Here is a 26,498-nt window from a genome sequence, read left to right as displayed (position 1 = left end):
GTCACGTTAGCGACAGTTAGAGCGCGTTTTCTAATCTATCGCGGCATACTCCTGCCCCACTGACCAGCTTGCTTAACTTCAAAAACTCGGGTAACCAAGGAACTGGCAGGTTCCCTGCATTTGGCTGTGCCAGATGCAACGAAAGATGCGGACTCGATCCGCCCCCGGTTAACCCGAGCAGTACCAGGCCCTGTGTCGCCGCGCGCCCCCACAGGCCGGTATTCGTCTCAGGACAATGGAGCGTCGTAGATGAGTGATAAGAATAACGAAGACCTGAAACGCCAGGCCTCGGAAAACACTCTGGGACTCAACCCAGTGATTGGCATCCGCGGCAAGGATCTCCTGACATCTGCCCGCATGGTGCTCACCCAGGCACTCAAGCAACCGTTCCACAGCGCCAAGCATGTCGCCCATTTCGGCCTCGAACTAAAGAACGTCATGCTCGGCCAGTCCGCGCTCAAGCCTGAAGACGGTGACCGCCGCTTCGCCGACCCGGCCTGGAGCCAGAACCCGTTGTATCGCCGCTACCTGCAGACCTACCTGGCCTGGCGCAAGGAACTGCACGACTGGATCGAGCACAGCTCGCTGTCCGAGCAGGACGCCAGCCGCGGCCACTTCGTGATCAACCTGATGACCGAAGCCATGGCACCCTCCAACAGCATGGCCAACCCGGCCGCGGTCAAACGTTTCTTCGAAACCGGCGGCAAGAGCCTGCTCGACGGCCTCTCGCACCTGGCCAAGGACATGGTGCACAACGGCGGCATGCCCAGCCAGGTGAACATGGAGGCCTTCGAGGTCGGCAAGAACTTGGCCACCACCGACGGCGCCGTGGTGTTTCGCAATGACGTGCTGGAGCTGATCCAGTACAAGCCGATCACCGAGAGCGTGCACGAACGCCCGCTGCTGGTGGTGCCGCCGCAGATCAACAAGTTCTACGTCTTCGACCTGTCGCCAGACAAGAGCCTGGCGCGCTTTCTGCTGCGCAGCCAGGTGCAGACCTTCGTGGTCAGTTGGCGCAACCCGACCAAGGCGCAGCGCGAGTGGGGCCTGTCCACCTACATCGAGGCGCTCAAGGAAGCCATCGACGTCATCTGCGCCATCACCGGCAGCAAGGACGTCAACATGCTCGGCGCCTGCTCCGGTGGCCTGACCACTGCTTCGCTGCTCGGCCACTACGCCGCGCTCGGCCAGCCCAAAGTCAATGCCCTAACCCTGCTGGTCAGCGTGCTCGACACCCAGCTCGACACCCAGGTAGCGCTGTTCGCCGACGAGAAGACCCTGGAAGCGGCCAAGCGCCGTTCCTACCAGGCCGGCGTGCTGGAAGGCAGCGACATGGCCAAGGTGTTCGCCTGGATGCGCCCCAACGACCTGATCTGGAACTACTGGGTCAACAACTACCTGCTCGGCAACGAGCCGCCGGTGTTCGACATTCTCTACTGGAACAACGACACCACACGCCTGCCGGCTGCGCTGCACGGCGAGTTCATCGAAATGTTCCAGACCAACCCGTTGACCCGTCCCGGCGCGCTGGAAGTCTGCGGTACGCCGATCGACCTCAAACAGGTCACCTGCGACTTCTTCGTCGTCGCCGGCACCACCGACCACATCACACCATGGGATTCCTGCTACAAATCGGCTCATCTGTTCGGCGGCAAGTGCGAGTTCGTGCTCTCCAACAGCGGCCATATCCAGAGCATTCTCAACCCGCCGGGCAACCCCAAGGCGCGCTACATGACCAACAGCGAGATGCCGCTGGACCCGAAGGCCTGGCAGGAAAGCTCGACCAAGCACGCCGACTCCTGGTGGCTGCACTGGCAGACCTGGCTGGCCGAGCGCTCAGGCAAGACCAAGAACGCGTCCACCACACTGGGCAACAAGAAATTCCCGGCCGGCGAAGCCGCCCCGGGCACCTACGTACACGAACGTTGATGCGGCGCCTCTGGCGCCACACTGCCCGCGGCACTGGGAAGTGCCGCACGTCACGACGGCCTGGCCGGGCGTGACGAACCAGGATTGCCCTGGTCATTCTGGAAGCGGCCAGGATCGTCGCCTCCAGCGCTTAACTCCATAGGGGCTGCGCCCATGCCGCAACCATTCGTATTCCGCACCATCGACCTCGATGGGCAGACCATCCGCACCGCGGTGCGGCCGGGCAACAGCCAGTTGGTGCCGCTGCTGATTTTCAACGGCATCGGCGCCAACCTGGAGCTGGTGATGCCCTTCGTCGCCGCCCTGGACCCAGAGTTGGAAATCATCGCCTTCGACGTTCCTGGCGTTGGTGGCTCATCGACCCCGGCCACGCCCTACCGGTTTCCCGGTCTGGCCAAGCTGGCGGCGCGCATGCTGGACTATCTCGACTACGGTCAGGTCAACGCCATTGGCGTGTCCTGGGGCGGCGCACTCGCGCAGCAGTTCGCCCATGACTACCCCGAGCGCTGCAAGAAGCTGATCCTCGCCGCCACGTCGGCCGGCGCGGTGATGGTGCCAGGCAAGCCCAAGGTGCTTTGGCGCATGGCCAGCCCGCGGCGCTACGTGCAGCCGTCCTACGGCGTGCGCATCGCCCCGGACATCTACGGCGGCGCCTTCCGTCGCGACCCCAAGCTGGCCATGGCGCATGCCAGCAAGGTGCGTTCGGGCGGCAAGATGGGCTACTACTGGCAGCTGTTCGCCGGCCTCGGCTGGACCAGCATTCACTGGCTGCACAAGATCCGCCAACCGACGCTGGTGATGGCCGGCGATGACGACCCGCTGATCCCACTGATCAACATGCGCCTGCTGGCCTGGCGCATTCCCAACGCCGAACTGCACGTGATCGACGACGGCCACCTGTTCCTGGTGACCCGCGCCGAGGCGGTAGCGCCGATCATCATGAAGTTTCTCGAAGAGGAACGGCACCGCGCGGTGATGCACCCGCAGCCAACACCCGTGCGCCAGCATTGACCCGCACCAGCTTAGTGCGCAATGTAGGGCATGCGCGACGAAGGGGCCGATAACGGCCCCTTCGATTTTCGACGCGGCGCTCTGGAATGCACTTCCCGTGTGCCTGGTACAGGGCTTGCTGCACAGGTTGCACAAGCACAAGGTGCGCGTCAGGCAGTCCGCGCCATGAAAGTCTCTTGCAGGTCGTGCTCAACGACCTGCCAAGCGGTTTGACGATGGAGTGTTACACCATGCGAGACAAGTCGAACCTGGCCTCACTGCCGGCACCTGCCAGTTTCATGAATGCCCAGAGCGCGGTAGTGGGCGTACGCGGTCGCGATCTGTTGTCCACGATGCGCCTGCTGGCCGCCCAGGGCCTGAAGAACCCGGTGCGCAGTGGTCGTCACCTGCTGGCCTTCGGCGGCCAGCTTGGCCGGGTGCTGCTCGGCGACACCCTGCACAAGGTCAATCCGCAGGATGCCCGTTTCGCCGATCCAACCTGGCACCTCAACCCCTTCTATCGCCGCAGTCTGCAGGCCTATCTGGCGTGGCAGAAGCAACTGGCGGCATGGATCGACGACAGCGATCTGTCAGCCGATGATCGCGCCCGCGCGCGCTTTCTCGCCGCGCTGATGAGTGACGCACTGTCGCCCTCCAATAGCCCGCTCAACCCGCAGGCGTTGAAGGAGCTGTTCAATACCGGCGGCAGTAGTGCCTTCAAGGGCTTGCGCCACCTGCTCGACGACCTGCTGCACAACGACGGCATGCCCAGCCAGGTGACCAAGCATGCTTTCGAGGTCGGTCGTAACCTGGCCTGCACCCCCGGCGCAGTGGTGTTTCGCAATGAGCTGCTGGAGCTGATCCAGTACAAGCCGATGAGCGAAAAGCAGTACCTGCGCCCGCTGCTGATCGTGCCGCCGCAGATCAACAAGTACTACATATTCGACCTGTCCAACGACAAGAGCTTCGTCCAGTACACGCTGAAGAACGGCCTGCAGACCTTCATGATCAGCTGGCGCAATCCCGATCCACGGCATCGCGAATGGGGTCTATCGAGCTACGTGCAGGCGGTCGAAGAGGCGGTCGACGCCTGCCGCGCGATCACCGGCAGCAAGGACGTCAATCTGCTCGGCGCCTGCGCCGGTGGTCTGACCATCGCCGCCCTGCAAGGCCACCTGCAGGCGCGCCGGCAGTTACGCAAGGTTGCCAGCGCTACCTATATGGTCAGTCTGCTCGACAGTCAGATCGACAGCCCGGCGATGCTCTTCGCCGACGAGGAAACCCTCGAGTCAGCCAAGCGCCGCTCCTACCAGCAAGGCGTGCTGGATGGTCGCGACATGGCCAGGGTATTCGCCTGGATGCGCCCCAACGACCTGATCTGGAACTACTGGATCAACAACTACCTGCTCGGCAAGCAGCCGCCGGCTTTCGATATCCTCTACTGGAACAACGACAACACCCGCCTGCCCGCTGCACTGCATGGCGATCTGATCGACTTCTTCAAGCACAACCCGCTCAGCCGCAGCGGCGGCCTGGAAGTCTGTGGTACGCCGGTGGACCTGGCCAAGGTCACTGTCGACAGTTTCAGCGTGGCCGGCATCAACGATCACATCACGCCCTGGGACGCAGTCTACCGCTCGACCCTGCTGCTCGGCGGCAACCGCCGCTTCATCCTCTCCAACAGCGGCCATATCCAGAGCATTCTCAACCCGCCGGGCAACCCCAAGGCCAACTACTACGAGAACGCCAAGCTCACCTCAGACCCGCGCGCCTGGTATCACGACGCCCAGCATCAGCAGGGCAGCTGGTGGCCGCAGTGGCTGGAGTGGATTCAGGCGCGCTCCGGCGAGCAACGCGCCACGCTGATGACCCTGGGCAGCCAGAAGCATCCGACCATGGAGGCGGCGCCCGGCACCTACGTGCATATCCGCTGAAGCGGCATGCAACGAAGAAAGCCCGTGGACATGCGCACCCCTCATCCGGCGCTTCGCGCCACCTTCTCCCAAGGGAGAAGGGTATAGGAGGTGTCGCTGTGCGACTTTTAGTAAAGGGATGGCCGCCAGCACGCCGGCCGGTTATCGTCAGCCCTCGCGCAGTCGAACAAGAAGCCAAGGATGAAAACCCGCGAACGCATTCTGCAAACCGCCCTGCAGCTGTTCAACGAGCAGGGCGAGCCCAATGTTTCGACCCTGGAGATCGCCAACGAGCTAGACATCAGCCCAGGCAATCTCTACTACCACTTCCATGGCAAGGAGCCGTTGGTACTGGAACTGTTCGAGCGTTTCCAGAGCGAGATGGCGCCTCTGCTCGACCCACCCGCAGAGGCCCAGTTGGATGTCGAGGACTACTGGCTGTTCCTGCACCTGATCGTCGAGCGCCTGTCGCAGTACCGCTTTCTCTTCCAAGATATGTCCAACCTGGCGGGAAGGTTGCCGAAGCTGGCACGAGGAATTCGTCATTGGCTGAACGCGCTGAAACGCACCCTGGCTGCCCTGCTCGCCCGCCTGATGGCGGATGGGCAGTTGAACAGCGGCACTCAGGCGCTCGGCCAACTGGTCGAGCAGATCACCCTGACCCTGCTGTTCTCCCTCGACTACCAGCGCATCCTCGACCAGCAGGGTGAAGTCCGCCTGGTGGTGTACCAGATCATGATGCTAGTCGCGCCTCATCTGAATCAGCCATCACGCAGCACCGTCGAACATCTGGCGCAGCGCTATCTGGAAGCCTGATGCGCAGCCGTGCGCATGCCAATGACACGCTGGGAATGTAGGGCGGGTGCAACCCGCCAGAGCGCAAATGGCGGGTTGCACCCGCCCTACAAAGCCGAGACGCATCCACGGTTGTTGCGCATGGCCCGCCCTGCGACCTGAAACGAAAACGCCCGGCACTAGGCCGGGCGTTTTCAGTCCCGAGAAACTCAGGACGGGGTGGCTGGAGTTGCCGGAGTGGCAGCCGGAGCCGGTGCAGCAGCCGGCGTTGCAGCGACGGCCGGAGCTGGTGCCGGTGCAGCCGGTTTCGGCGCAGCTGCCTTGGGTACTGCCGGTTTCTTCGCAGCCGGCTTCTTCGCTGCAGCAGGCTTGGCTGCTGGCTTAGCTGCAGGCTTGGCGGCGGCCGCTGGCTTGGCAGCGGGTTTCGCTGCGGCCTTGGCTGCCGGTTTCGCCGCAGGTTTAGCTGCCGGCTTGGCGGCTGCAGGTTTCGCGGCAGCCGGTTTGGCAGCGGGCTTGGCTGCAGCTTTGGCTGCAGCTTTGGCAGCAGGTTTGGCAGCCGGCTTGGCGGCAGCCTTCGCGGCAGGTTTGGGCGCAGCTTTGGCAGCAGGCTTGGCGACCGACTTGGCCGATACGCCAGTGATTTTCTCCAGCTGCTTGGTCAGGCTGTCGACCTTGTCGTTCAATGCCTTGACCTCGTTGCGGCTGGGCACGCCCAGACGCGAGATGGCATTGTTCAGACGCTTGTCGAAAGCCTCTTCCAGCTCACCCCACTTGCCGATCGCCTTGCCCCGGACTTCATCGACCTTGGACTTGGCGGAACCGACCTTGGAGCCGACGCCGGCTTTCACCGCGCCAACCTGCTTGTCGACTTCGCTCTTGGCCTGCTTCTCAGCCTTCTCGCCGTCCTTGACCAGCGTATCGAACAGCTTGGTGCCGTCCTTGCTGACCTTGGAGTAAGCGCCCAAGCCTGCCAACCAGATCTGACGCGAGTATTTCTCGACCTCGCCGATCCAGGAGCTGGTCTGTTTCTCGGTTTTCTTCTTAACAGCCATCCTGATCTCCTTATTTGGTACGCGCGACATGCTCGAGCAACGCGCTCAGCTCATCCAGCTTAGCAGAGAGTGCTTCAACATCCTGCTTGGACGGAATGCCGATACGGTTCAGAGCGGAAGCCACACGAGTATCGAAAGCCTTCTCGATCTTGTCGAGTTGAACTTCGACCTTGCCTTTAACGCTGGTGACATTGGAATTGACCGACTGCTTGACCGATTCGATCTGGCTGTTGGCGGCCTCTACCTGCTCGTCGACCAGCTTCTTGCCTTTGCTCTCGACGCCTTCACCGGCCTTGACCAGTTCCTTGAAGTATTCAGCCCCCTCGACACCTGCCTTGGCGTAAGCGCCCAGGCCAGCGAGGTAGATCTTGCGGGCATAGCCCTTCACGTCGTCGAACAGACCGGCTTTGTCTTCGACCACGGCTTCTACTTTTTTCTTCACGGATACTTTCGACATGGTGCACCTCACGCGCTTTACAGTTAGCGGAAACGCCCACGGAATGCAGGCTTGGGTACACCCTAAAGAGAAAAATTAGAAATCGCATACTAGGAGCAGGCGACTGTACGCATGCTCAAGCACCCCAGCGAAGGTGCGCACAGCGCACCCTACCGGCTTGCAGCTACTCTCAGGCCAGCGATTTGTCCAGCACCTGCTCGATCTCGCGCTGGATCATGCCGCCCATGGGCGACAGCAACAGCCCGAGCTTGAGCTCGACACGCACGGTGTCTTCACCCACCGCGATGCTGCCGTCGGCACCGCTGCGCTTGAACTCCAGGGTGTCGCCGTTCCAGCGATAGCGCACGTCGTACTCGCTGGCCAGGCGTTCGGCCAGGCGCTCGGCCTTTTCGCGGGCGCCCTCGCGACCAAGGGAATGGGATCGTTCGACACGAATACGGGACATGAAAACTCCTTGAACTGGCAGCGTGCCGCGTGGCTGCGGCATGAGGTCACATCACTCTACCAGCCCATCGGGCAAGCGGGCACCCAGGCAAGACAAAGGCGCCAGGCGCCTTTAGAATGGTGCGGTTTTCTACCCGGTGAGAGCGACATGAGCGATCCACGCAAGGCCCAGGAGCAGGAACCCACCACCCACTTCGGTTTCCAGGACGTACCGGAAAGCCAGAAAGCGGAAAAGGTGGCTGAAGTCTTCCACTCGGTGGCGGCCAAGTACGATCTGATGAACGACGTGCTGTCCGGCGGCCTGCATCGCCTGTGGAAGCGCTTCACCATCGAGCTGTCCGGCGTGCGCCCCGGTAACCGTGTGCTGGACATCGCCGGCGGCACCGGTGATCTGACCCGCAAGTTCGCCAGCATCGTCGGCCCGACCGGTGAAGTGGTGCTGGCCGATATCAACGATTCCATGCTCAAGGTCGGTCGCGACCGCCTGCTGGACAAGGGCGTGGCCGGCAACGTGCAGTTCGTTCAAGCCGATGCCGAGAAGCTGCCGTTCCCCGACAATCACTTCGACGTGGTCACCATCGCCTTCGGCCTGCGCAACGTCACCCACAAGGATGCGGCCATCGCCTCCATGCTGCGCGTGCTCAAACCCGGTGGCCGCCTGCTGGTGCTGGAGTTCTCCAAGCCCGGCAACCCGCTGCTGGCCAAGGTCTACGACACCTATTCGTTCAGCTTCATGCCGCTGGCTGGCAAGCTGATCACCAATGATTCGGAAAGCTACCTCTACCTCGCCGAGTCGATCCGCATGCACCCGGATCAGGAAACCCTCAAGGCGATGATGGTCGATGCCGGCTTCGAACGCGTGACCTACCACAACATGACCGGCGGCATCGTCGCCCTGCACCGCGGCATCAAGCCTTAATGCTCATAACCGGATTGCTGGCAGGCGTCGAAACGGGCCTCAACCGGGTTCTCGGCCTCGATGGCACGGCCTTGCCGCGCCTGCAGGCGCTGAGCGGCAAGGTCATCGCCGTGCACTGCCAGAGTCCCACCCTGGAGCTGTTCATCCTGCCCAGCGGCGACGGCCTGCAACTGGCGTCGCAATGGCACGCACCGCCCGACTGCACGCTCACCGCACCCGCCGCCAGCCTGGCGCGCCTGGCACTGAGCCGCGACAAGACCGCCGTGCTGCACCGCCCGGAAGTCTCGCTCGATGGCGACAGCGCGGTGCTGCTGCAACTGGCCGGCATCCTCCAGGATCTGGAGCTGGATTGGGAATACGAAGTCTCCCGCTGGCTCGGCCCGGTGGCCACTACCCTGCTCGCCGGCCATCTGCGCAGCCGGGTGAACCTGGCCAGCAACGGAGCGGCCAGCCTCAAGCAGGATTTGGCCGACTACCTGGCCGAAGAATCACGCACGCTGGTGGGCCAGCGCGAAGCCGATGTGCGCTTTGCCGAACTGGACCATCTCAAACTCGCCCTCGACCGCCTGGAAGCACGCATCGAGCGCCTCACTTCTGCCAATAAGTCCGACGCATGAAGCTGCTTGCCGTTCGCCGTCTGCTGCGTATCCAGCGCGTGGTCATCCGCTATCAACTGGACGACCTGCTCCTCGAACTGCCGCTGCCATTCTGGCTGCGCGCACTGTCCTGGCTGCTGCCGTGGCGCTGGCTGCCGCGCAAGCCGTCACAATTGTCGCGCGGTGCACGCCTGCGCCTGGCGTTCGAAGACCTCGGACCGATCTTCATCAAGTTCGGCCAACTGCTGTCTACCCGCCGCGACCTGATGCCGCCGGACATCGCCGACGAACTGGCGCGTCTGCAGGATCAGGTACCGCCGTTCCCCGAAGCCCAGGCCATCGCCCTGATCGAGCGTCAGCTCGGCGCACCGGTGAGCGAACTGTTCGCCCGCTTCGACAGCCAGCCGCTGGCCTCTGCCTCGGTCGCGCAGGTGCACGCCGCGCAGCTCAAGACCGGCGAAGAAGTGGTGGTCAAGGTAGTACGCCCAGGCCTCAAGCCGGTGATCCGCCAGGATCTGGCCTGGCTGTTTCTGATCGCCCGCATTGCCGAAAAGGCTTCCGCCGATGCCCGTCGTCTGCATCCGGTCGAGGTGGTCAGCGACTACGAAAAGACCATCTACGACGAGCTCGACCTACTGCGTGAGGCGGCCAACGCCAGCCAGCTGCGACGCAATTTCGATGGTTCGCCGCTGCTCTACGTACCGCGGGTGTACTGGGACCTGTGCCGTCCACAGGTGCTGGTGATGGAGCGTATCTACGGCATCCCGGTCACCGACCTGGCGACCCTGGCCGACCAGCGCACCGACATGAAGCTCCTGGCCGAGCGCGGCGTGGAAATCTTCTTCACCCAAGTGTTCCGCGACAGCTTCTTCCACGCCGACATGCACCCCGGCAACATCTTCGTCAGCACGCGCACGCCCTGGAGCCCGCAGTACATCGCCATCGACTGCGGCATCGTCGGTAGCCTCACCGACGAGGATCAGGACTACCTGGCGCGCAACCTGCTGGCTTTCTTCAAGCGTGACTATCGCAAGGTCGCGCAGCTGCACATCGACTCCGGCTGGGTGCCGGCGGAGACCAAGGTCAACGAGTTCGAGGCTGCGATCCGCACCGTCTGCGAGCCGATCTTCGAACGGCCGCTGAAAGACATCTCCTTCGGCCAGTTGCTGCTGCGCCTGTTCCAGACCGCACGGCGCTTCAACATGGAAGTGCAGCCGCAGCTGGTACTGCTGCAGAAGACCCTGCTCAACATCGAAGGCCTCGGTCGCCAGCTGTATCCGGACCTGGACCTGTGGAGCACCGCCCAGCCCTATCTCGAACGCTGGATGCGCGAACGCATCAGCCCGTTACACCTGCTGCGCAATCTGCAGCAACAGGCCGAGCAGGTGCCGCACCTGTCGCAGATCGCCCGCGACACCCTGGAGCGCCTGCAGCGCTCGCAGCAACGGGAAGAGCAGCACCCCAGCAGCGACCGATGGCCACTACGCCTGCTCGGCGCCGCACTGATTGCTGCCGGTACCATTCAAGGCCTGGCACCGCTGCTGGCCGCCTGGCCCGCCTGGCTGATGGTTGGCGGCGGACTCTATCTGGTGCTGCGCCGATAGCCAGCTAGCCACGGCACTGGCACACTTGGCGAATTGACAGTCCGGCAGCCCCGGCAGACTTGGAACACCGATGAACGATTGGCTCGACGAAATCCACTGGAACGAAGACGGCCTGGTGCCGGCCATCGCCCAGGACCACCAGACCGGCCGCATCCTGATGATGGCCTGGATGAACCGTGAATCCCTCGCTCTCACCGCCGCCGAGAACCGTGCCATCTACTGGTCGCGCTCACGTGGCAAGCTGTGGCGTAAGGGCGAAGAGTCCGGCCATGTGCAGAAGCTGCACGAACTGCGCCTGGACTGCGATGCCGACGTCATCGTGCTGATGGTCGAGCAACTGGGCGGCATCGCTTGCCACACCGGTCGCGAGAGCTGCTTCTACCGCGTGTACGAGAACGGCGACTGGAAAACCGTCGACGCCGTGCTGAAAGACCCGCACGCCATCTATGCAGGACATAGCCATGAGTGACACCCTGAGCCGCCTGGCCGAGGTATTGGAAGCGCGCAAGGGCGCAGCGGCCGACAGCTCCTATGTCGCCAGCCTTTATCACAAGGGCCTGAACAAGATTCTGGAAAAGGTCGGCGAGGAATCGGTGGAAACCATCCTCGCCGCCAAGGACGCCGCCAGCAGCGGTGACTGCAAGGACCTGATCTACGAAACCGCCGATCTGTGGTTCCACAGTCTGGTCATGCTCGCGGCCCTGGGCCAGCATCCTCAGGCCGTGCTGGATGAATTGGATCGCCGTTTCGGCCTCTCCGGCCACGCGGAAAAAGCCGCGCGACCGCAATCCGAATAACTTTCACAACGGAGAACTCATCATGGGTTTCGGCGGTATCAGCATCTGGCAACTCCTGATCATCCTGCTCATCGTGGTCATGCTTTTCGGTACCAAGCGCCTGAAAGGCCTGGGCTCGGATCTGGGCGACGCGATCAAAGGCTTCCGTAAATCGATGGATAGCAGCGAAGCTGAAAAGCCCGCCGTGGAAGAGCCCAAGGGCCAGACCATCGATGCCCAGGCACGCAAGGTCGAAGAGCCGGCGAAGAAAGACTAAGCCATGTTCGACATCGGTTTTACCGAGCTATTACTGGTCGGCCTCGTGGCTCTGGTGGTGCTCGGCCCTGAGCGCCTGCCCGGCGCCGTGCGCACGGCCAGCCTGTGGATCGGCCGGATCAAGCGCAGCTTCAACTCGATCAAGGCCGAGGTGGAGCGCGAGATCGGCGCTGATGAAATTCGTCGCCAGCTGCACAACGAGCGGATTCTTGAGCTGGAGCGCGAGATGAAGGCGATGAAGCAGGACATTCTCGGCACCGGCAGCAGTAACAGCCCGTCAGCCGAGAACAGCGCCAAACCGACCACCGAAACGGCCCAGAGCGTTCAGGACAAGAATCCCCAGCCATGAGCAATAATCCACAAGCCGACCAGGAAATGCCCCTGGTCTCGCACCTGGCCGAGCTGCGTACTCGCCTGTTGCGCTGTGTAGTGATCATCCTGCTGATCTTCGCCGGCCTGTTCTACTTCGCTCAGGATATCTACGCTCTGGTAGCAGCGCCGCTGCGGGCCTACCTGCCGGAAGGCGCGACGATGATCGCCACGGGCGTCGCCTCGCCGTTTCTCACACCGTTCAAACTGACGCTGATGTGTGCGTTGTTTCTCGGCATGCCGGTGATCCTGCACCAGATCTGGGGCTTCATCGCGCCAGGGCTGTACACCCACGAACGGCGTATCGCGGTGCCACTGCTGGTCTCCAGTATTTTCCTGTTCTATGCCGGCATGGCCTTCGCCTACTTCGTGGTGTTCCCGATCATGTTCGGCTTCTTCGCCAGCGTGACGCCGGAAGGCGTGGCGATGATGACCGACATAGGCCAGTACCTGGATTTCGTCCTGACGCTGTTCTTCGCCTTCGGCGTGGCCTTCGAGATCCCCATCGCTACATTTCTGGTGATCTGGGTCGGGCTGGTAGACGTCGCCACACTGCGCAAGAGCCGTCCCTATGTGATCGTTGGCTGCTTCGTGGTCGGCATGGTACTGACGCCGCCGGACGTGTTCTCGCAGACGCTGCTGGCAGTACCTATGTGGCTGCTGTTCGAGGCCGGCGTGCTGGCTGGCGCCATGGTCAAGCGCAAGCGCGACGAGGAACAGGCCGAGCCCGAAGACCAACCACCCGCACCACAGCCGTGAATCTGCTGCTGCTGGAAGACGCCGACTTCGTTGACGGCGACCGGGTACGTCTCACTGGTAGGCGCCTGAAGCACCTACATGAAGTACATCGCGCCGAAACCGGTGACCGCCTGCGCGTCGGTCGCCTTGACGGCTTGATGGGCGAAGGTCGACTGATCGCTCTGGATGCCGAGCATGCCGAACTGCAGGTCAGCCTCGACCAACCCCCACCCGCCAAGCTGCCGCTGACGCTGATCCTCGCCCTGCCCCGCCCGAAGATGCTCAAGCGCGTGCTGCAAACCGTCAGCGCCATGGGCGTGCCGCGCCTGGTGCTGGTCAACAGCTATCGCGTGGAAAAGAGCTTCTGGCAGACGCCATTTCTCGAGGCAGAGGCCATTCGCGAACAGCTGATCCTGGGCCTGGAACAGGCGCGTGATACGGTGCTACCCGAGGTGAGCATCGAGAAACGCTTCAAGCCCTTCGTCGAGGATCGCCTGCCGGCGCTGGCAGCCGGCACGCTCGGCCTGACCGGCCATCCCGGCAATCACCCAACCTGCCCGCGTGCAGTACAGGAGCCAGTGACCCTGGCCATCGGCCCGGAAGGCGGCTGGATTCCCTACGAAGTCGAGCTTCTGCGTGAAGCCGCAGGCCTGCAGCCGGTGCAGCTCGGCGAGCGAATCTTGCGGGTGGAGACGGCCGTGCCGGCGTTGCTGGCCAGATTGTTCTAAGCACGAACGCTCCCACAAGCTACCGCTATACCTCCAGCAGGAAGGTCACCGGCCCATCGTTGACCAGGTGCACCTGCATATTGGCGCCGAAACGCCCGGTGGCGACCTGCGGGTGCTGGGCCTTGGCCATTTCGACCAAACCGTCGAACAGCGCAGCCCCCTGCACCGGCGGTGCAGCGCTGGAGAAGCTGGGGCGCATACCGCTCTTGGTGTCGGCCGCCAGGGTGAACTGCGAGACCAGCAACAGGCCGCCCTGCATATCCGTCAGCGAACGATTCATCTTGCCCGCTTCATCGCTGAACACGCGGTAATTCAGCAGCTTGTGCAGCGCGCGCGACAGACTGGCCTGATCGTCCTGCGGTTCGATGCCGACCAGCGCCAACAGGCCCTGATCGATGCGCCCGACCACTTCCCCTTCCACCTCCACCCGCGCCTCAGTGACGCGCTGGATCAGCAGCTTCATGCATCCTCCGGCGGCAGGTCGAGCAGGCGCCGGGCCATCTGTTCGGCGGCGCGGATCAGCGCATCGGTGATACCGAGTTCCGCCGCCGAGTGGCCGGCGTCACGGATGATCTGCAGCTCGCTGTTGGGCCATGCCTGATGCAGCGCCCAGGCATTATCCAGTGGGCAGATCACGTCGTATCGGCCATGCACAATGATGCCCGGCAGGTGGGTGATCTTCGGCATGTCACGGAGCAGCTGGTTAGGCTCGAGGAAGGCGTCGTTGACGAAGTAGTGGCACTCGATACGGGCGATGGACAGTGCCCGATGCGCCTCGCTGAAGCGCTCGACCACCTGAGTGTTCGGACGCAGGGTGGCAGTGCGCCCCTCCCAGGTCGACCAGGCCTTGGCCGCATGCATCTGGGCGATCTGGTCGGTACCCGTCAGGCGCTTGTAGAAGGCCTGCATCAGGTCACCGCGCTCCTCGACCGGGATGGGCGCCACGTAATCTTCCCAGTAATCGGGGAACAGGCGGCTGGCGCCTTCCTGATAGAACCAGCCGAGTTCCTGCGGCCGGCACAGGAAGATGCCGCGCAGGATCAAACCATGCACACGCTGCGGATGCGTCTGCGCATACGCCAGCGCCAAGGTGGAGCCCCAGGAGCCGCCGAACAGCACGAACTTGTCGATGCCCAGATGCTCGCGAATACGCTCGATATCGGCGATCAACGCCTGGGTGGTGTTGTTCTCCAGGCTCGCATGCGGCGTGGAGCGGCCGCAGCCACGCTGGTCGAAAGTGACGATGCGATACAGGGCAGGATCGAAGTAGCGGCGGCTGGCCGCATCGCAGCCGGCGCCAGGGCCACCATGGATGAACAGTACCGGCAACCCATCCGCAGAGCCGCTCTCGTCGACGTAAAGCACGTGCGGTTGCTCGACCGCCAGCTCATGGCGGGCGTAGGGTTTGATCTCCGGATACAAAGTCTGCATGGTTGGCTCCTGTTGGCTGGGCTACAACTGCCGTGTTCCACTCTGCCCGGCATCATAACCATGAAAAGGAAGTTCAGCATGTCGATGCGTCATCTGGCTTGGTCGCTGTTTATGTCCATCACCCTCCTGCTCGCCGGCTGCGGCGGTCGTGACGACCCACAGGCAGCGCTGGAGGCGGCCGTACAGCAGTTGCAGGACAATATCGAGGCCAAGAGCACCGGTGCAGTGCTGGACCTGCTACATGATGATTTCCTGGCCCGCCAGGAGCTCGACCGTGAATGGGCCAAACGCACCATGACCCTGCTGTTCCTGCGCCACAAGAACATCAAGGTCATCGCACTGGGCAAGAACAGCTGGATCGACTCGGCAATCAGCAGCAAGGGTTATACCGAAGCGCAGGTGGGTCTTAGCGGCGCCGAAGGGTTGATTCCCGACAGCGCGCGGCACTACTCGGTGAAGCTGGAATGGTGGCTGGACGGCAACGAGTGGAAACTCGCGCGGCTGGACTGGGAGTAAAAGCGTAGCCTGGCCCCCGCCTGCGTAGGAGCCGGTTTGCCGGCGGTCCCTCGATGTTGATCGCGAGCAAGCTCGCTCCTGCAGGGGGCGGGCCTAATGTACCCAGTTACGCGCTCGATGCAAGGCTACAGCTGCATCAATCGGGCTGGCGCCAGATCAGATCCGAGGTCACATAACCCTGCTCACGCGCGACGCTGAGCAGCTTGTCGCGGGTTTCCTGATCGATCTCCGGAGAGCGTGACAGCAGCCACAGGTACTTGTGCTTCGGGTGGCCGACCAGCGCTACACGATAATCCTCGTCGTGGTAGATCACCCAGTAGTCGCCCTTGATCGGCAGGATCTTGCTGGCCCAGTTATCGAAGCGCACCCAGAGCTTGTCGGTCTTCCCTTCGACCTGCGGCTCGGCGACGCCCTTGGCCTCGATCCATTCACCGTCCTTGTCACGGCAGCGGTTGGTGACGTCGATGCGCCCGTCGTCACGCAGGCCGTAATGCGCTTCCGACTGCACGCATTTGCGCTGGAAGAACATCGGCAGCCGCGCCAGCTCGTACCAGGTGCCCTGGTAGCGCTGCAGGTCGACCTGCATGGTCTGCGGCGGCGATTTGTGAATGTTGCCGGTACCGGAGTTGGCACAGCCGGCGAGGGCGAGAATGGCGCTGGCGAGTAGGATCGAACGCATGGAGGCTCCTGTTTACTTGAGTCCCTTGCCGGAGAACAGCATGACCTTGTCTCCGGCGTACTGGACACTGATATAGGCCTTGTCGTCGCCCCAGGTGCAGCTGGTCATCCCTAACGCACCGGCACATTCGCCCGGCGCGCCGAGCAGGCTTTCCACCTCCTGCTTGCTCATACCGGCCTTGAGCTTGGAGTAGTTTTCCTGATTGACCTTGCCGCAGGCGGCGAGCAGGCAACAGGCGAGCAACGCGACGATACGCATCGACATGGATGAAGCTCCTGATGGGAAGGTGCCAACAAGCTTGGCATAGCCGGCGACGACTTGCCCGCTTGGAGTTCAGAAACGCGAGCCGGGTTCCCGCAGGAAGGCCTGCTCTTCGTCGCTGGATGCGCGACCGAGAATCGCATTGCGATGGGGAAAACGACCGAAACGAGCGATCACCCGCTGATGGCGCTCGGCGTAATCGAGGAAATTGGCGAACAATGGCCGCTCATTGGCAGCTGCTTCGCTGAGCAGATCAGCAAACAGTTCAACCGCACGGTTCTGCAACGGCAGATCTTCGGCGTGCTCAAAGACCAGATAGGCAAAGACACGCTGTATCGGCGTCAGCCGGCGGTCCCAGCCGCGCTCCAGACCATCGCGCAGCAGCGGGCGAGCCCGTTGGTCTCCCGCAAATGCGCGTGGTGTATCGCGAAAGATCATGCGCGGCAGTTGATCGAGCAGGATCAGCTGTGCCAGCCAACCCTGCGGGTCATCCAGCCAATCCCTGAGCTCGCCAGCCAGTGCCTGCTCGACCAGGGCGCCGAAACGCGCCTCGGCCTCACGATCCTGGCTGTCACGCTTGCCGAACCACAAACCCTGGCGCGCTGCGGCGACTTCGGTAGCGCTGCCTTCGGCACCGAACCACCAGTCGAGCAACGGTAGCCAGGTACTCATCAGTTGCGGTGGTAGGCGGTGATGCGCAGCACTTCTTCTTTGGAGCCGAGGAATACCGGCACACGCTGGTGCAGGGAAGTGGGCTGGATATCGAGAATACGCTGGCTGCCGTCGGTCGCGGAGCCGCCGGCCTGTTCGATGATCATCGACATCGGGTTGGCCTCGTACATCAGGCGCAGCTTGCCCGGCTTGTCCGGCTCGCGAGCATCGCGCGGGTACATGAACACGCCGCCACGGGTGAGGATGCGATGCACATCGGCCACCATCGAGGCGATCCAGCGCATGTTGTAGTTACGCCCCAGTGGCCCGGTTTCACCGGCCAGCAGCTCGGAAACGTAACGCTGCACCGGGGCTTCCCAGTGGCGCTGGTTGGACATGTTGATGGCGAATTCCTTGGTCGACTCCGGCACCTTGATGTTGTCGTGGGTGAGCACGAAACTGCCCAGCTCACGATCCAGGGTAAAGCCCTTCACGCCGTCGCCGAGGGTCAGCATCAGCATGGTCTGCGGACCATAGATGGCGTAGCCGGCCGCGACCTGCTGGGTGCCCGGCTGAAGGAAGGCTTCCTCGCCCAGGTCGCCGGTCTGGCCGTTGCGGTCAGGGCAGCGCAGCACGGAGAAGATGGTGCCGACCGAAACGTTGACGTCGATGTTGCTGGAGCCGTCCAGCGGGTCGAATACCAGCAGGTAGGCACCTTTCGGGTACTTGCCGGGAATCTGGTAGGCGTTGTCCATTTCCTCGGACGCCATGCCGGCCAGGTGGCCGCCCCACTCGTTGGCTTCGAGCAGAATCTCGTTGGAAATCACGTCGAGCTTCTTCTGCACTTCGCCCTGCACGTTTTCGCTGTCCAGGCTGCCCAGCACGCCGCCAAGGGCGCCCTTGGACACCTGATGGCTGATCGCCTTGCAGGCCCGCGCCACGACTTCGATAAGGAAACGCAGGTCGGCCGGGGTGTTATGGCTGCGAGTCTGCTCGATCAGGTATCGGCTCAGGGTGACGCGGGACATGGACGGCTCCGGAAAGGGGAAAAATCGCGCGCAGTTTAACCCGAGTCGCCGCGCAATGCTGCCTGCCGGGATGGATGGCTGAGATCCGCGCCGGGCAAAAGGTCGCAGACGCGGTTACGCCCGTCGCGTTTGGCCTGATAAAGCGCGGCGTCGGTAGCCTGCAGTAGCTCGTCGAGTGCCTGGCCCTGCTCAGGCCAATGGGCCAGGCCGGCGGACAGCGTCACACGCTGATCGCCACCACGGGTCGCTACCTCCTGAGCGGCCAGCTGCGTGCCGATGCTTTGCAGGCGTTCACTGGCCTCACGTGGATCGGCGCCCGGCAATATCAGCAAAAACTCCTCGCCACCGATACGAAACACCGCATCGGTGCTGCGCAGGTTGCCCAGCAGGTGCTGGGCGACGGCCTTGAGTACGTCGTCGCCGACCAGATGTCCGCACTCGTCGTTAAGGCGCTTGAAGTGATCGAGATCGATCAGGGCCAGTGCCAATGGCAGGTTCTCGCGCTGCACCCTGGCCGGTTCGCGTTCGAAGAACTCATCCAGGTAACGCCGGTTGTACAACCCCGTCAGTGGATCACACAGGGCCTGTTCGCGCAGTTGTTCATGCAGGCTGGAGATGGTGCGCAGGCGCTCCTCGCTCAGCGCCGGTGCTTCAGCCAGCTTGAGTTCACTGAGGTGGTGCAGAGGAAGGTAATTTCCAGCGCTGCAGTAACCATCCACCAGAGGCTGGCCAGATGCAGCAAGATGAACCGCTCACGTCCGGGAAAGTCGCGCTGACGGGTCACCCAGTGCGCCAGCAGAATCACGCCGAGGCACACCAGCAGCGTCACCAGTACGGGGCCCGAGAAACTCCAGCCGGAAGCCATGCAGGCTTGCATCAGCGACTCCTCCGCATTCCCGGCGAAGCAGTGCGTGAGTCGCGGAGGCAAGCGACACAGGACGACTGGGCGATGACGCGAATCGAAATACGCAAGGGCCTTCCTGACCTTCAATGCTGGATTGGCGCGGGGCGCCTAAGATACTGCAAAAGCCCTGCCGCAGCCGGGTTTTGTTGCTCCATGCCTCTCAGGCGTCTGGCGGGCGACGCAGCACACTGGCGGCCATCGCAGCCAGCAATCCAACGCCCACTAGCAGTACAGCCCAGAGTCCCCAACGCTGCCAGTCTCGAGCGGGGCCAGTCTGTGATTCGACCGGGGAGGCAAACGCCTCGGTCAACTCGGCACGACCAAGGCTGACCAGTCGTTCCGGCTGATAACCGGGGATCAGGGTGTGCAGCGGCAATGCTGCCGACTGCGCACTCGGGCTACCCAACGCCAGCCTATAAGGCGGCTCGCCACGTGCGAGAAACACCAGTTGCGTGGCGCGCAGCGCTACCTGCATACGTGGCGTATCCGTGCCCAAGCCGCCCCCTCGCGCATCCACCTGCACACGCAGTTGTCGCACCGGCCAACCGGGCAGGGTCAACTCATCGCTCACCACTTCGCGCCCAGCCTCGGGCAGGCGATAGAGCACACCGTTGACCAGTTGGCGCCAGGCGCCCTGATCACTGCTGCGCGCCTCGAAACGTAGTGGCGCCAGCGTATTGCTCTGTTCCAGTTCGACCCGCAGTCGCTCCAGAGGCAACGACAAGGGCAACTGCCACTGGAACTGCCCCTCAGCGTTGGCCTGCGCCGACAGGGGCTCGGACCACACCAAAGGCGCAGCCTGATGAGCCTGCCGTTGACTGCGCAGGGTAACGGCCTCCAGTTGCGGGGCCTGAGCAGGGTTGCGCCACAGCAACCGCAGATAACGGGCACGCTGCCCAGGCAATTCGGCCTGGCGCTGATCGATACGCTCATCGGCGAAGCTCAGACGCGCTACCTGCCCCTCCCCCCAGCCGCGCCAATGCTGCAGATCGTCACTGGCCTCGATGCTGAAGCGCTGAAATCCGTCCTCTGCCCCGCTCCAGTCCAGGCTCAGACGCACCAGCGGCGCATCGATGGCACTGGCATCGAGCAACCAGCCGCGCAGTTGCTGCTCGCTTTCGGCCGGCGCATCGCCGCGCAGTTCGATCAGCGTGCCAGTGGTACTGCGCTCGACTCGCAGCGCAGGCATTTCCTGGGCATCGGCGCGGCCCCGCAACGGGAACCAGCGCACGCCATGCTCCTGTTCCTGCTGCACGGTCTCGCTACGCCCCGGAATCAGCGCATAGGCCTGCATCTGGCCATCGCTGTCGAATACGCGCAGATCACGCAAATCGCCATGCCCGGCAGCGAGGTGAGCAGCGAAGGGCAGCTCCAGGCGATACCAGGGCCCCTCGCCAGCGAGTTGCAGGGCAGCGCTGTGCCGATAGTCCTGAGGTTTCTCACTGGCCTGGCTGAGTGCACTCAGCGATAGGCCCAGGAGCAGGCCCCAACGGATGAGGTTCATACGGCAGACTCCTGTTGGTTAGCGGCCGAATCATCGACCTTGCGTGGCGGCAACGGCGCGAAATAACCGACCACCAGCAACAGCACACCGACCCCGATGAACGAGACGATGCGCTCCAGGCCGCCGCGGTTGCCCAGCTCGACGAAGAACAGCTTGGCCACCACCAGGGCGATCAGCGCAGCGCCGACCAGCCACAGCTCGCGGCGTACACGCAAATGGCCGAAGAGCATCAGCGCCAGGGCGATCAGGGTCCAAACGATGGACAGCCCGGCCTGCACCAGCATCGAGTCGAACAGTGCAGCGCTCTGCCAGGGCACGCCGCCCCAGTGGTGCGCGGTACGCATCACCATCACGGTCAGCAGGGCGAACAGCGAAAGCCCCGCGACGCCCTGCACCAATTGCTGTGCACGCGCAGGTTCCAGGCCAAAGCGCGGCAGGGCATCGCGTGCCCAGACAAACAGCGCGCCCAGACACAGCAGCAAACCCAACTCCAGTGGATTGAACAGCGGCAGATAAGGCAGCGGATCGCTATCACCGGCGCTATTGGCATTGGCCAGCCAGAACCAGGCGAGCATCAGCGCGGCCAGCGGTGCCGCCGCCCACAACCGGTACTCGCGCTCGAAGTGGGCCACCGGCCAGGGCAGTCGGCGCGCCTGCGCCATCGCCCAGAGGTAGGCGGTCGGCAGCAACGCCCAACCCAGCCAGCGCCAGGCGTTGTAGTGCTCGGAAAGGCTCAGCAGCAGATAACGCAGCTCCAACGCCAGCACGCCAAGCAACAACCAGCACCCGAGCACATGGGCGGCGCTGGCCGCAGTGTTCGGTAGCAGCGCGCTCAAACGCCTCAGCATCAACAGATGCGCGGCGATCACAGCGATCCAACCCAGCCAGCCATAGTTCGCCGCCGGGTGATACAGCGGATGCCAGGCATAGGCCAGAATCAGGCCTGCCACCGGCGCCAGCAGGCTGCACAGCACGGCCAGGTCGCGCCAGCCCGTGCGTAGCGCGAGCAGCATCCAGGCCAGGCTCGACACAGCGGCCAGTACCAGCAGCACGCTGGCCTGCATGTTATCGCTCACGAAACGCAGCACTTCACTGGCCAAAGCCAAGGCCCACCAGCCCGCCCCCCAGGCCAGCAACAGCTGGCCCAGGCGCTGCAGACTGACGCCATCGATGCCCGTATCACGGCCGCTACGCGCCAGCCCCTGCAGGCGCCAGGCGCCGATCTGTGCGGCCAGGCCGAGCACAGCGGGCGTCCAGAAGCCGGTATGCGCCAGCGGCGCCAGGCCCTCGCCACTGATGCCCGAGAGCAGCAAGGGCCCGGCAGCGAGGAAGGCCAGGCCGGCAAACACTTGCAGAAGCAAGCTGAACAGGAACGCCGCACGCTGTTGCAGATACAGCGCCAGCCACAGAATCAGCAGGCCCGTGCCGCCCCACACGGCCGCAGCCGCCACCCAGGGCAGCACGAACAGTACGGCCAGGTTGATGAACACCAGGCCCACCAGCATCACCATCGACAAGACGCCGAGCAGCCGTCGGTTCTCGCGAATCTGCGGGTCGCGCGCCGCCAGCAGCATGCCGGCGATCAGCCCCAGACCGACCATCGACGCCGCCAGCAGGCCGAGCCAGCCGGCGCTGAAGCCACCACGTCCGAACAGCGAGTCCAGCGCCATCTGCCCGAGGAACAGCAGCCCACCGAGCAGTTGCACGGCGAAGGCGCTGTAGACGAAACTCGGCGCCGCGATGCGCAGCCCGACCAACAGGGTCGCCAGCCCCGCCAGCGCCCAGGCGATGGCCGTGCCGGGGGCCTCGAACAGCAGCGGTGCGATCAGATAGAGAAACGCCAGGCCGGCGATACCGAGCCAGGGCAGCAGGCGATTTTCCCAGGCGTTGGCCGCTTCGGGCATCGACCGCAATTGCCAGTAGCTGAACAGCAGCGCCGCACCGAGCATCAGCGCGCCCAGCGGCGAGCCATCGAGCAGGCTTTCATGGCCGACGTCCAGACCACTGACGAAGGCCAGGGCCGCGCCCACCTGCAGCAGCAGGGCAAAAGCCCGCGCCAGCGGTCGGCGCTGACGCAGGCCCAACCAGTAGATACCGGCGCCCTCCACGGCCCAGGCCGCCGCCGTCCAGCGCGCATCGAGACCCAGTGGGATGGCCAGGCTGGCGAAGACCACGCCGAGCGCCAGGCAAGTCTCCACCAGCAACAGTGCACGGTCGCCAGCGCGCGCCTTGAGCACCCGTGCCAGCAACAGATAGAAGAAACCCAGACCGAGGGCGCTGAACACCGCGGCGAACTCGATATGCCGTACCAGCGCCACCTGCAGACCGAAGCCGATCAATGGCGGGCCGAACAGCGTGGTGGCATCGACATAGTCACCACGGCGCAACGACCAGCGCAGCAGTTCGTCACGCGCCTCGGGCGCATCCGTCGCGTCACGCAGGGTGCGGCGGGCGAACAGCAGGCCGATGCCCACGTACATCAGAAAGAACAGGATCAGGAAAGGTTCGGTGCTCCAGAGCAGATCCGCTGTATAGGAGCGCAGTCCCCACGCAAGGCCGATACCGAAGGTGCCGACGAAACCGATCAGATTGAGCAGACGCCAGGCCTTGAACCAGGCGATGGCGAAGATGCCGGCGTTGAGCAGGGCGAAGTAGGAGAACAGGGCAACATGATTGCCGCTCCCCGTGGAAGTGAGAATGGGCGCGGCGAAACCGCCGAGCGCCGCTGCAGCCGCCAGGCCCAGGGCGTTCTGCTGCACGGCGAGAATCGCCGAGAACAGCATCACCGCCACCAGCAACCCCAGCGCCATGCCGGGGTCGAGCAATGGGTGCAGGCGCATGGCGGCGAACACCGTCAGGTACAGCACGGCGATGCCGGTGCCCTGCAACACCAGGGCGTAGTTGCGATTGCGCCGGCGCAACCACCAGCCCAGGCCGAGCAAGGCCAGGGCACTGGCCGCGACGCCCATGTAACGCAGCTCTACCGGCACCTCGACACCTTCGGTGGCGTAACGCAGGAGGAAGGCCAGACCGAGAAACAGCAGCACCACGCCGACTCGCAGCACGGTATTGCCACCGAACAACCAGGCCTTGGCAGCAGCGATACCACGTTCGATCAGATTCGGCTCGCGCGGGCCCTGCTCGCGCCAGGGGCTCTGCTGGGGACCAGGCTGCGGCTCGTGGACGACCTGTGCGGCAAGTGGGACAGGCTGTTCGGCTGGAGGGATTTCGAGTTCCGGCAGCGTCCAGTCCAGTTCCGGCTGCGCTTCTTCGACAACGGCCGGCTCGGGTGGCAGTTCTGGTGCTGGACTGGCGACGGGTTCGACGGGAGCAGGTTGCGGCTCGCCCCGCTCGCCCCGCTCGCCCTGCTCGACCTTGACCAGGCGTTCATGCATGGCGCGCGTACCGCGATCGAAGCGCTCGGCGAATTCCTTGAGCTGCGCAGTCAGTTGCGCATTGCGCGCCTCCAATCCCTGCAGACGCAGCGCCTGACCCAGACCGAGGCCGATCAGCCCGCCAAGCAGCGCGCCTGTGACCGATTCGCTGACGCCCGCACCGAGCACCAAACCGACCAGCATGAAAATCCATTGCATGCGTTATGTCCCAATCTTGAGAAAGAAGTCGCCTCACGTTCCTGCTGGCCGCCCGAGACGAGCCACAGTATAGGAGCCGCGCCGACCCACACCCAGGGAGACGACTGCCAAGCTGTTCACAGGCACAACGGAAAACGATCAGCCGCCAGCCGGTGCTTCACAAACGCCCCGCGCCCGCTATTATCGCCGCCCCCGTGACAGCAGCGGCGCAGACCGCACGATAGCCAAAACCATGATGAAGCCCCGCCTGATAGCCGCTGCAGAGATCGACCGCCTGGAAACCTGGGCCAAATACACCAGCGACATGTGCCACAGCTGCATGTCCACCTGCTGCACCATGCCGGTTGAGGTGCGCCTGAACGATCTGATCCGCCTGGAGCTGGTGGACGAGTTCGAGCGCAGCGAGCCGCCGAAAAATATCGCCAAACGCCTGCAGAAGGACGGCATCGTCGAGCGCTTCAACCAGAAGTCAGGCATCTTCACCCTGATCCGCATGTCCAATAACGACTGCCTGTTCCTTGATCGCAAGACGCGCCTGTGCACCGTTTACGACAAGCGCCCGGACACCTGCCGCCACCATCCCAAGGTCGGCCCACGGCCAGGGTATTGCGCGTATAAGCCCAAATAAGGGTTGCTGCGCGGGCAGTGACGCTGGTGCGCACAACCTGGGCGGCCCCGCGACACCCTACGAAGCGCGGCGTAGGCCGATAACACGCCCGACACAGACAGGACGTTGCAGGTTCTGCTGCTCGGCAGCCAGGTGCGTCACCCGCTCGGCCACCTGCTCGTCGAATGGCGCCGCGCGGCCGGCCGCGCTGTCGATGTTCATCAGCATCTGTTCGCTTTCCGCCAAGCTGGCCTCTTCGCCCGGCCGATAGAGGCCGTGATGGATATGCAAGCGCTTGGCGTCGTGCGCCAGTAGCTGGGTGCGCACCTCCACCCGCTCGCCCTCCTTCACCTCCGCCAGGAAGTTCAGGTGACACTCCAGGGTGTACAGCGTGTGGCCGGTGCGGGCGCGACCGGCCTCATCCAGGCCCAGCACGTCCATCAGCGCATCGGTGGCATGACTGAAGATCAGCAGGTAGAAGGCGTCACGCAAGTGGCCGTTGTAGTCGACCCAGTCAGGGGAGATGGTGGTGCGATAGGGTGGCAGATTCATGCTCGGCTTCCGATGAGGCCCTCTCCCCCAGCCCCTCTCCCACAAGTGGGAGAGAGGAGCTAGATTGGAGTCGGTCTGTAGGGTGCGCCGTGCGCACCGGGAATGACTCGGTTACTCGGCGAACTCGAAGCCGTGCTTGGCCTTGGTTTGGCGAATCGCCTCCATAACCGCCAGCAGGCAGTCATCGCGATAGCGCTCCAGGGCATCCAGGCTGCGTTCGCCCTGCTGCTCGGCGGTGCCTTCGACCACCGCATCGATCAACCCATCGGTCAGTTCCGGCGCCTCCAGGTACGTCCAGGGCAGTTTCAGCGCCGGGCCGAACTGGGCCATGAAGTGGCGCATGCCGGCCGGGCCGCCGGCCAGGGTGTAGGTCAGGAAGCTACCCATGAACGACCAGCGCAGGCCGGCGCCGAAGCGGATCGCATCGTCGATCTCGCCGGTGGTCGCCACGCCGTCGTTGACCAGGTGCAGCGCCTCGCGCCATAGCGCTTCGAGCAGGCGGTCGGCGATAAAGCCCGGCACCTCCTTGCGCACATGCAGCGGGCGCATGCCCAGCGATTGGTAGACCTCGATGGCGGCCTGCACCGCCTCCGGGGCGGTCTTCGCCCCGCCGACCACCTCCACCAGTGGCAGCAGATACACCGGATTGAAGGGATGGCCAACCACGCAGCGCTCGGGGTGCGCAGCGTCTGCATAGAATTCGCTGGGCAGCAGGCCCGAGGTACTGGAGCCGATCAACACATCCGGGTGCGCGGCGGCGCTGATCTTCGCGTGCAGCTCGCACTTGAGCTCGAGGCGCTCGGGCGCGCTTTCCTGGATAAAGTCGGCATCGCGTACGCAGTCCTCGATGGTGCTGACGAAGCGCAGGCGATCCAGTGCGGCGCCGGGTCCCAGGCCCTGTTTTTCCAGCGCAGGCCAGGCATTGGCCAACCGCGTGCGCAGCGCAGCCTCGGCGCCGGGCGCCGGGTCCCAGGCGATGACGTCGAGGCCATGGGCCAGGGCGCGAGCAATCCAGCCGGCGCCGATGACGCCGGTGCCGAGGGCGGAGAAAGTCTTGATATCGGTGACGAAGGTCATGGTTGAACTCCGGTAGCCCGGATGCAATCCGGGGAATTGGCGTTAGGGGATGCCGCGGATTGCGTCCGGGCTACGGGGGATGCTCACAGGCCCTCTCCCCCGGCCCCCA

General features: G+C 63.8%; 29 protein-coding genes and 1 pseudogene. 15 read left to right on the top strand and 15 right to left on the bottom strand.

The features are described 5' to 3' along the window. Positions 1-249 precede the first annotated feature (249 nt). The 4 genes from phaC (AAEQ75_RS11035) (at position 250) to AAEQ75_RS11020 (ending at position 5,648) form a co-directional block, all read left to right on the top strand. Positions 250-1,929 (top strand): class II poly(R)-hydroxyalkanoic acid synthase, encoded by a 1,680-nt coding sequence (gene phaC / locus AAEQ75_RS11035; protein ID WP_343348676.1) that lies wholly within the window; start codon positions 250-252, stop codon positions 1,927-1,929. Positions 1,930-2,082: 153 nt separating this feature from the next. Continuing rightward, entirely contained in the window at positions 2,083-2,940 is an 858-nt protein-coding gene (gene phaZ / locus AAEQ75_RS11030; RefSeq protein WP_017678527.1) for a poly(3-hydroxyalkanoate) depolymerase, read from the top strand. Positions 2,941-3,170: 230 nt separating this feature from the next. Continuing rightward, positions 3,171-4,853, top strand: a complete 1,683-nt coding sequence (phaC, locus tag AAEQ75_RS11025) for a class II poly(R)-hydroxyalkanoic acid synthase (RefSeq protein WP_343348673.1) — start codon at positions 3,171-3,173, stop codon at positions 4,851-4,853. A gap of 180 nt (positions 4,854-5,033) precedes the next feature. Continuing rightward, complete coding sequence (locus tag AAEQ75_RS11020) at positions 5,034-5,648, top strand: TetR/AcrR family transcriptional regulator (RefSeq protein ID WP_179575330.1); 615 nt, start codon at positions 5,034-5,036, stop codon at positions 5,646-5,648. A gap of 188 nt (positions 5,649-5,836) precedes the next feature. Here AAEQ75_RS11020 and AAEQ75_RS11015 read toward each other — a convergent pair whose 3' ends face one another. The 3 genes from AAEQ75_RS11015 to AAEQ75_RS11005 all read right to left on the bottom strand — a co-directional run bounded on the left by AAEQ75_RS11015 (position 5,837) and on the right by AAEQ75_RS11005 (position 7,581). After that, on the bottom strand, positions 5,837-6,679 hold the full coding sequence (locus AAEQ75_RS11015; protein WP_343348671.1) for a phasin family protein: 843 nt from the start codon (positions 6,677-6,679) through the stop codon (positions 5,837-5,839). 10 nt (positions 6,680-6,689) lie between these two features. Then, positions 6,690-7,136, bottom strand: a complete 447-nt coding sequence (locus AAEQ75_RS11010) for a phasin family protein (protein WP_179575328.1) — start codon at positions 7,134-7,136, stop codon at positions 6,690-6,692. Positions 7,137-7,305: 169 nt separating this feature from the next. Continuing rightward, a complete protein-coding gene (locus AAEQ75_RS11005) occupies positions 7,306-7,581 on the bottom strand; it encodes a polyhydroxyalkanoic acid system family protein (protein WP_013713710.1) in 276 nt (91 codons plus the stop codon). Between the two features lie 147 nt (positions 7,582-7,728). On the opposite strand from AAEQ75_RS11005, the gene ubiE reads away from it, so the two are divergent. The 9 genes from ubiE (at position 7,729) to AAEQ75_RS10960 (ending at position 13,586) form a co-directional block, all read left to right on the top strand. After that, positions 7,729-8,499: a bifunctional demethylmenaquinone methyltransferase/2-methoxy-6-polyprenyl-1,4-benzoquinol methylase UbiE gene (ubiE, locus tag AAEQ75_RS11000; RefSeq protein WP_343348667.1), complete on the top strand. Its 771-nt coding sequence runs from the start codon at positions 7,729-7,731 to the stop codon at positions 8,497-8,499. Continuing rightward, positions 8,499-9,116, top strand: coding sequence for a ubiquinone biosynthesis accessory factor UbiJ (locus AAEQ75_RS10995; protein ID WP_343348666.1), 618 nt, complete (start codon positions 8,499-8,501; stop codon positions 9,114-9,116). The genes ubiE and AAEQ75_RS10995 overlap by 1 nt, the downstream gene beginning before the upstream one ends. Continuing rightward, on the top strand, positions 9,113-10,699 hold the full coding sequence (gene ubiB / locus AAEQ75_RS10990; protein ID WP_343352308.1) for a ubiquinone biosynthesis regulatory protein kinase UbiB: 1,587 nt from the start codon (positions 9,113-9,115) through the stop codon (positions 10,697-10,699). The genes AAEQ75_RS10995 and ubiB overlap by 4 nt, the downstream gene beginning before the upstream one ends. 70 nt (positions 10,700-10,769) lie before the next feature. Next, the gene (gene hisI / locus AAEQ75_RS10985) at positions 10,770-11,168 is read left to right on the top strand and encodes a phosphoribosyl-AMP cyclohydrolase (RefSeq protein ID WP_143504529.1); all 399 of its coding nucleotides are present in this window, start codon (positions 10,770-10,772) and stop codon (positions 11,166-11,168) included. Next, entirely contained in the window at positions 11,161-11,496 is a 336-nt protein-coding gene (locus tag AAEQ75_RS10980; RefSeq protein WP_125836707.1) for a phosphoribosyl-ATP diphosphatase, read from the top strand. The genes hisI and AAEQ75_RS10980 overlap by 8 nt, the downstream gene beginning before the upstream one ends. A gap of 22 nt (positions 11,497-11,518) precedes the next feature. Then, positions 11,519-11,752 carry a twin-arginine translocase TatA/TatE family subunit gene (gene tatA / locus AAEQ75_RS10975; RefSeq protein WP_099522810.1) on the top strand — a complete coding sequence of 78 codons (234 nt, stop codon included), beginning with the start codon at positions 11,519-11,521 and terminating at the stop codon, positions 11,750-11,752. A gap of 3 nt (positions 11,753-11,755) precedes the next feature. Next, a complete protein-coding gene (gene tatB / locus AAEQ75_RS10970; protein ID WP_179575325.1) occupies positions 11,756-12,100 on the top strand; it encodes a Sec-independent protein translocase protein TatB in 345 nt (114 codons plus the stop codon). After that, complete coding sequence (gene tatC / locus AAEQ75_RS10965) at positions 12,097-12,879, top strand: twin-arginine translocase subunit TatC (RefSeq protein ID WP_343352304.1); 783 nt, start codon at positions 12,097-12,099, stop codon at positions 12,877-12,879. The genes tatB and tatC overlap by 4 nt, the downstream gene beginning before the upstream one ends. Then, positions 12,876-13,586 carry a 16S rRNA (uracil(1498)-N(3))-methyltransferase gene (locus AAEQ75_RS10960; RefSeq protein WP_179575323.1) on the top strand — a complete coding sequence of 237 codons (711 nt, stop codon included), beginning with the start codon at positions 12,876-12,878 and terminating at the stop codon, positions 13,584-13,586. Before tatC ends, AAEQ75_RS10960 begins: the two co-directional genes overlap by 4 nt. A gap of 25 nt (positions 13,587-13,611) precedes the next feature. Here the strand turns inward: AAEQ75_RS10960 and dtd are convergent, their stop codons facing one another. Further along, a complete protein-coding gene (gene dtd, locus AAEQ75_RS10955; protein WP_316914089.1) occupies positions 13,612-14,049 on the bottom strand; it encodes a D-aminoacyl-tRNA deacylase in 438 nt (145 codons plus the stop codon). After that, on the bottom strand, positions 14,046-15,017 hold the full coding sequence (gene pip / locus AAEQ75_RS10950; RefSeq protein ID WP_343352302.1) for a prolyl aminopeptidase: 972 nt from the start codon (positions 15,015-15,017) through the stop codon (positions 14,046-14,048). The genes dtd and pip overlap by 4 nt, the downstream gene beginning before the upstream one ends. A gap of 78 nt (positions 15,018-15,095) precedes the next feature. Between pip and AAEQ75_RS10945 the strand changes: the two genes are divergently transcribed. After that, complete coding sequence (locus AAEQ75_RS10945; RefSeq protein WP_343352300.1) at positions 15,096-15,533, top strand: hypothetical protein; 438 nt, start codon at positions 15,096-15,098, stop codon at positions 15,531-15,533. A gap of 136 nt (positions 15,534-15,669) precedes the next feature. Here the strand turns inward: AAEQ75_RS10945 and AAEQ75_RS10940 are convergent, their stop codons facing one another. The 8 genes and pseudogenes from AAEQ75_RS10940 to AAEQ75_RS10905 all read right to left on the bottom strand — a co-directional run bounded on the left by AAEQ75_RS10940 (position 15,670) and on the right by AAEQ75_RS10905 (position 24,153). Then, positions 15,670-16,212 (bottom strand): lipocalin family protein, encoded by a 543-nt coding sequence (locus tag AAEQ75_RS10940; protein ID WP_343352298.1) that lies wholly within the window; start codon positions 16,210-16,212, stop codon positions 15,670-15,672. 12 nt (positions 16,213-16,224) lie between these two features. Then, the gene (bamE, locus tag AAEQ75_RS10935) at positions 16,225-16,476 is read right to left on the bottom strand and encodes an outer membrane protein assembly factor BamE domain-containing protein (protein ID WP_106733706.1); all 252 of its coding nucleotides are present in this window, start codon (positions 16,474-16,476) and stop codon (positions 16,225-16,227) included. Between the two features lie 69 nt (positions 16,477-16,545). Next, positions 16,546-17,145: a DUF924 family protein gene (locus tag AAEQ75_RS10930; RefSeq protein ID WP_179575319.1), complete on the bottom strand. Its 600-nt coding sequence runs from the start codon at positions 17,143-17,145 to the stop codon at positions 16,546-16,548. Further along, positions 17,145-18,152, bottom strand: a complete 1,008-nt coding sequence (locus AAEQ75_RS10925) for a class 1 fructose-bisphosphatase (RefSeq protein ID WP_179575318.1) — start codon at positions 18,150-18,152, stop codon at positions 17,145-17,147. The genes AAEQ75_RS10930 and AAEQ75_RS10925 overlap by 1 nt, the downstream gene beginning before the upstream one ends. A gap of 35 nt (positions 18,153-18,187) precedes the next feature. Beyond that, positions 18,188-18,832 (bottom strand): annotated as a pseudogene (locus AAEQ75_RS10920) (GGDEF domain-containing protein); the annotation flags it as partial. Next, entirely contained in the window at positions 18,790-19,017 is a 228-nt protein-coding gene (locus AAEQ75_RS10915) for a histidine kinase N-terminal 7TM domain-containing protein (RefSeq protein ID WP_343352366.1), read from the bottom strand. The pseudogene AAEQ75_RS10920 and the gene AAEQ75_RS10915, both read right to left, overlap by 43 nt. 199 nt (positions 19,018-19,216) lie before the next feature. Continuing rightward, complete coding sequence (locus AAEQ75_RS10910; protein WP_343352295.1) at positions 19,217-20,560, bottom strand: DUF3999 domain-containing protein; 1,344 nt, start codon at positions 20,558-20,560, stop codon at positions 19,217-19,219. Then, positions 20,557-24,153, bottom strand: coding sequence for a DUF2339 domain-containing protein (locus tag AAEQ75_RS10905; protein WP_343352293.1), 3,597 nt, complete (start codon positions 24,151-24,153; stop codon positions 20,557-20,559). Before AAEQ75_RS10905 ends, AAEQ75_RS10910 begins: the two co-directional genes overlap by 4 nt. A gap of 232 nt (positions 24,154-24,385) precedes the next feature. Between AAEQ75_RS10905 and AAEQ75_RS10900 the strand changes: the two genes are divergently transcribed. Continuing rightward, on the top strand, positions 24,386-24,781 hold the full coding sequence (locus AAEQ75_RS10900) for a YkgJ family cysteine cluster protein (protein WP_074676458.1): 396 nt from the start codon (positions 24,386-24,388) through the stop codon (positions 24,779-24,781). Between the two features lie 57 nt (positions 24,782-24,838). On the opposite strand, the gene AAEQ75_RS10895 is transcribed toward AAEQ75_RS10900, so the two are convergent. Both AAEQ75_RS10895 and AAEQ75_RS10890 read right to left on the bottom strand, forming a co-directional pair. Continuing rightward, on the bottom strand, positions 24,839-25,312 hold the full coding sequence (locus AAEQ75_RS10895) for a thioesterase family protein (protein ID WP_343352289.1): 474 nt from the start codon (positions 25,310-25,312) through the stop codon (positions 24,839-24,841). 111 nt (positions 25,313-25,423) lie between these two features. Further along, positions 25,424-26,389 (bottom strand): L-carnitine dehydrogenase, encoded by a 966-nt coding sequence (locus AAEQ75_RS10890; RefSeq protein ID WP_343352287.1) that lies wholly within the window; start codon positions 26,387-26,389, stop codon positions 25,424-25,426. Between the last annotated feature and the right edge of the window lie 109 nt (positions 26,390-26,498).

Source organism: Pseudomonas sediminis (assembly GCF_039555755.1).
Lineage (GTDB): Bacteria > Pseudomonadota > Gammaproteobacteria > Pseudomonadales > Pseudomonadaceae > Aquipseudomonas > Aquipseudomonas mendocina_D.
The sequence above is the reverse complement of the archived record's forward strand: the minus strand, read 5'-3'. Positions and strand labels throughout refer to the sequence as shown.

What these genes read in the sequence shown, in the direction of transcription:
- phaC (WP_343348676.1), top strand. Translation starts at nt 250, where the DNA reads ATGAGTGATAAGAATAACGAAGACCTGAAACGCCAGGCCTCGGAAAAC.
- phaZ (WP_017678527.1), top strand. Translation starts at nt 2,083, where the DNA reads ATGCCGCAACCATTCGTATTCCGCACCATCGACCTCGATGGGCAGACC.
- phaC (WP_343348673.1), top strand. Translation starts at nt 3,171, where the DNA reads ATGCGAGACAAGTCGAACCTGGCCTCACTGCCGGCACCTGCCAGTTTC.
- AAEQ75_RS11020 (WP_179575330.1), top strand. Translation starts at nt 5,034, where the DNA reads ATGAAAACCCGCGAACGCATTCTGCAAACCGCCCTGCAGCTGTTCAAC.
- AAEQ75_RS11015 (WP_343348671.1), bottom strand. Translation starts at nt 6,679, where the DNA reads ATGGCTGTTAAGAAGAAAACCGAGAAACAGACCAGCTCCTGGATCGGC.
- AAEQ75_RS11010 (WP_179575328.1), bottom strand. Translation starts at nt 7,136, where the DNA reads ATGTCGAAAGTATCCGTGAAGAAAAAAGTAGAAGCCGTGGTCGAAGAC.
- AAEQ75_RS11005 (WP_013713710.1), bottom strand. Translation starts at nt 7,581, where the DNA reads ATGTCCCGTATTCGTGTCGAACGATCCCATTCCCTTGGTCGCGAGGGC.
- ubiE (WP_343348667.1), top strand. Translation starts at nt 7,729, where the DNA reads ATGAGCGATCCACGCAAGGCCCAGGAGCAGGAACCCACCACCCACTTC.
- AAEQ75_RS10995 (WP_343348666.1), top strand. Translation starts at nt 8,499, where the DNA reads ATGCTCATAACCGGATTGCTGGCAGGCGTCGAAACGGGCCTCAACCGG.
- ubiB (WP_343352308.1), top strand. Translation starts at nt 9,113, where the DNA reads ATGAAGCTGCTTGCCGTTCGCCGTCTGCTGCGTATCCAGCGCGTGGTC.
- hisI (WP_143504529.1), top strand. Translation starts at nt 10,770, where the DNA reads ATGAACGATTGGCTCGACGAAATCCACTGGAACGAAGACGGCCTGGTG.
- AAEQ75_RS10980 (WP_125836707.1), top strand. Translation starts at nt 11,161, where the DNA reads ATGAGTGACACCCTGAGCCGCCTGGCCGAGGTATTGGAAGCGCGCAAG.
- tatA (WP_099522810.1), top strand. Translation starts at nt 11,519, where the DNA reads ATGGGTTTCGGCGGTATCAGCATCTGGCAACTCCTGATCATCCTGCTC.
- tatB (WP_179575325.1), top strand. Translation starts at nt 11,756, where the DNA reads ATGTTCGACATCGGTTTTACCGAGCTATTACTGGTCGGCCTCGTGGCT.
- tatC (WP_343352304.1), top strand. Translation starts at nt 12,097, where the DNA reads ATGAGCAATAATCCACAAGCCGACCAGGAAATGCCCCTGGTCTCGCAC.
- dtd (WP_316914089.1), bottom strand. Translation starts at nt 14,049, where the DNA reads ATGAAGCTGCTGATCCAGCGCGTCACTGAGGCGCGGGTGGAGGTGGAA.
- pip (WP_343352302.1), bottom strand. Translation starts at nt 15,017, where the DNA reads ATGCAGACTTTGTATCCGGAGATCAAACCCTACGCCCGCCATGAGCTG.
- AAEQ75_RS10945 (WP_343352300.1), top strand. Translation starts at nt 15,096, where the DNA reads ATGTCGATGCGTCATCTGGCTTGGTCGCTGTTTATGTCCATCACCCTC.
- AAEQ75_RS10940 (WP_343352298.1), bottom strand. Translation starts at nt 16,212, where the DNA reads ATGCGTTCGATCCTACTCGCCAGCGCCATTCTCGCCCTCGCCGGCTGT.
- bamE (WP_106733706.1), bottom strand. Translation starts at nt 16,476, where the DNA reads ATGTCGATGCGTATCGTCGCGTTGCTCGCCTGTTGCCTGCTCGCCGCC.
- AAEQ75_RS10930 (WP_179575319.1), bottom strand. Translation starts at nt 17,145, where the DNA reads ATGAGTACCTGGCTACCGTTGCTCGACTGGTGGTTCGGTGCCGAAGGC.
- AAEQ75_RS10925 (WP_179575318.1), bottom strand. Translation starts at nt 18,152, where the DNA reads ATGTCCCGCGTCACCCTGAGCCGATACCTGATCGAGCAGACTCGCAGC.
- AAEQ75_RS10915 (WP_343352366.1), bottom strand. Translation starts at nt 19,017, where the DNA reads ATGGCTTCCGGCTGGAGTTTCTCGGGCCCCGTACTGGTGACGCTGCTG.
- AAEQ75_RS10910 (WP_343352295.1), bottom strand. Translation starts at nt 20,560, where the DNA reads ATGAACCTCATCCGTTGGGGCCTGCTCCTGGGCCTATCGCTGAGTGCA.
- AAEQ75_RS10905 (WP_343352293.1), bottom strand. Translation starts at nt 24,153, where the DNA reads ATGCAATGGATTTTCATGCTGGTCGGTTTGGTGCTCGGTGCGGGCGTC.
- AAEQ75_RS10900 (WP_074676458.1), top strand. Translation starts at nt 24,386, where the DNA reads ATGATGAAGCCCCGCCTGATAGCCGCTGCAGAGATCGACCGCCTGGAA.
- AAEQ75_RS10895 (WP_343352289.1), bottom strand. Translation starts at nt 25,312, where the DNA reads ATGAATCTGCCACCCTATCGCACCACCATCTCCCCTGACTGGGTCGAC.
- AAEQ75_RS10890 (WP_343352287.1), bottom strand. Translation starts at nt 26,389, where the DNA reads ATGACCTTCGTCACCGATATCAAGACTTTCTCCGCCCTCGGCACCGGC.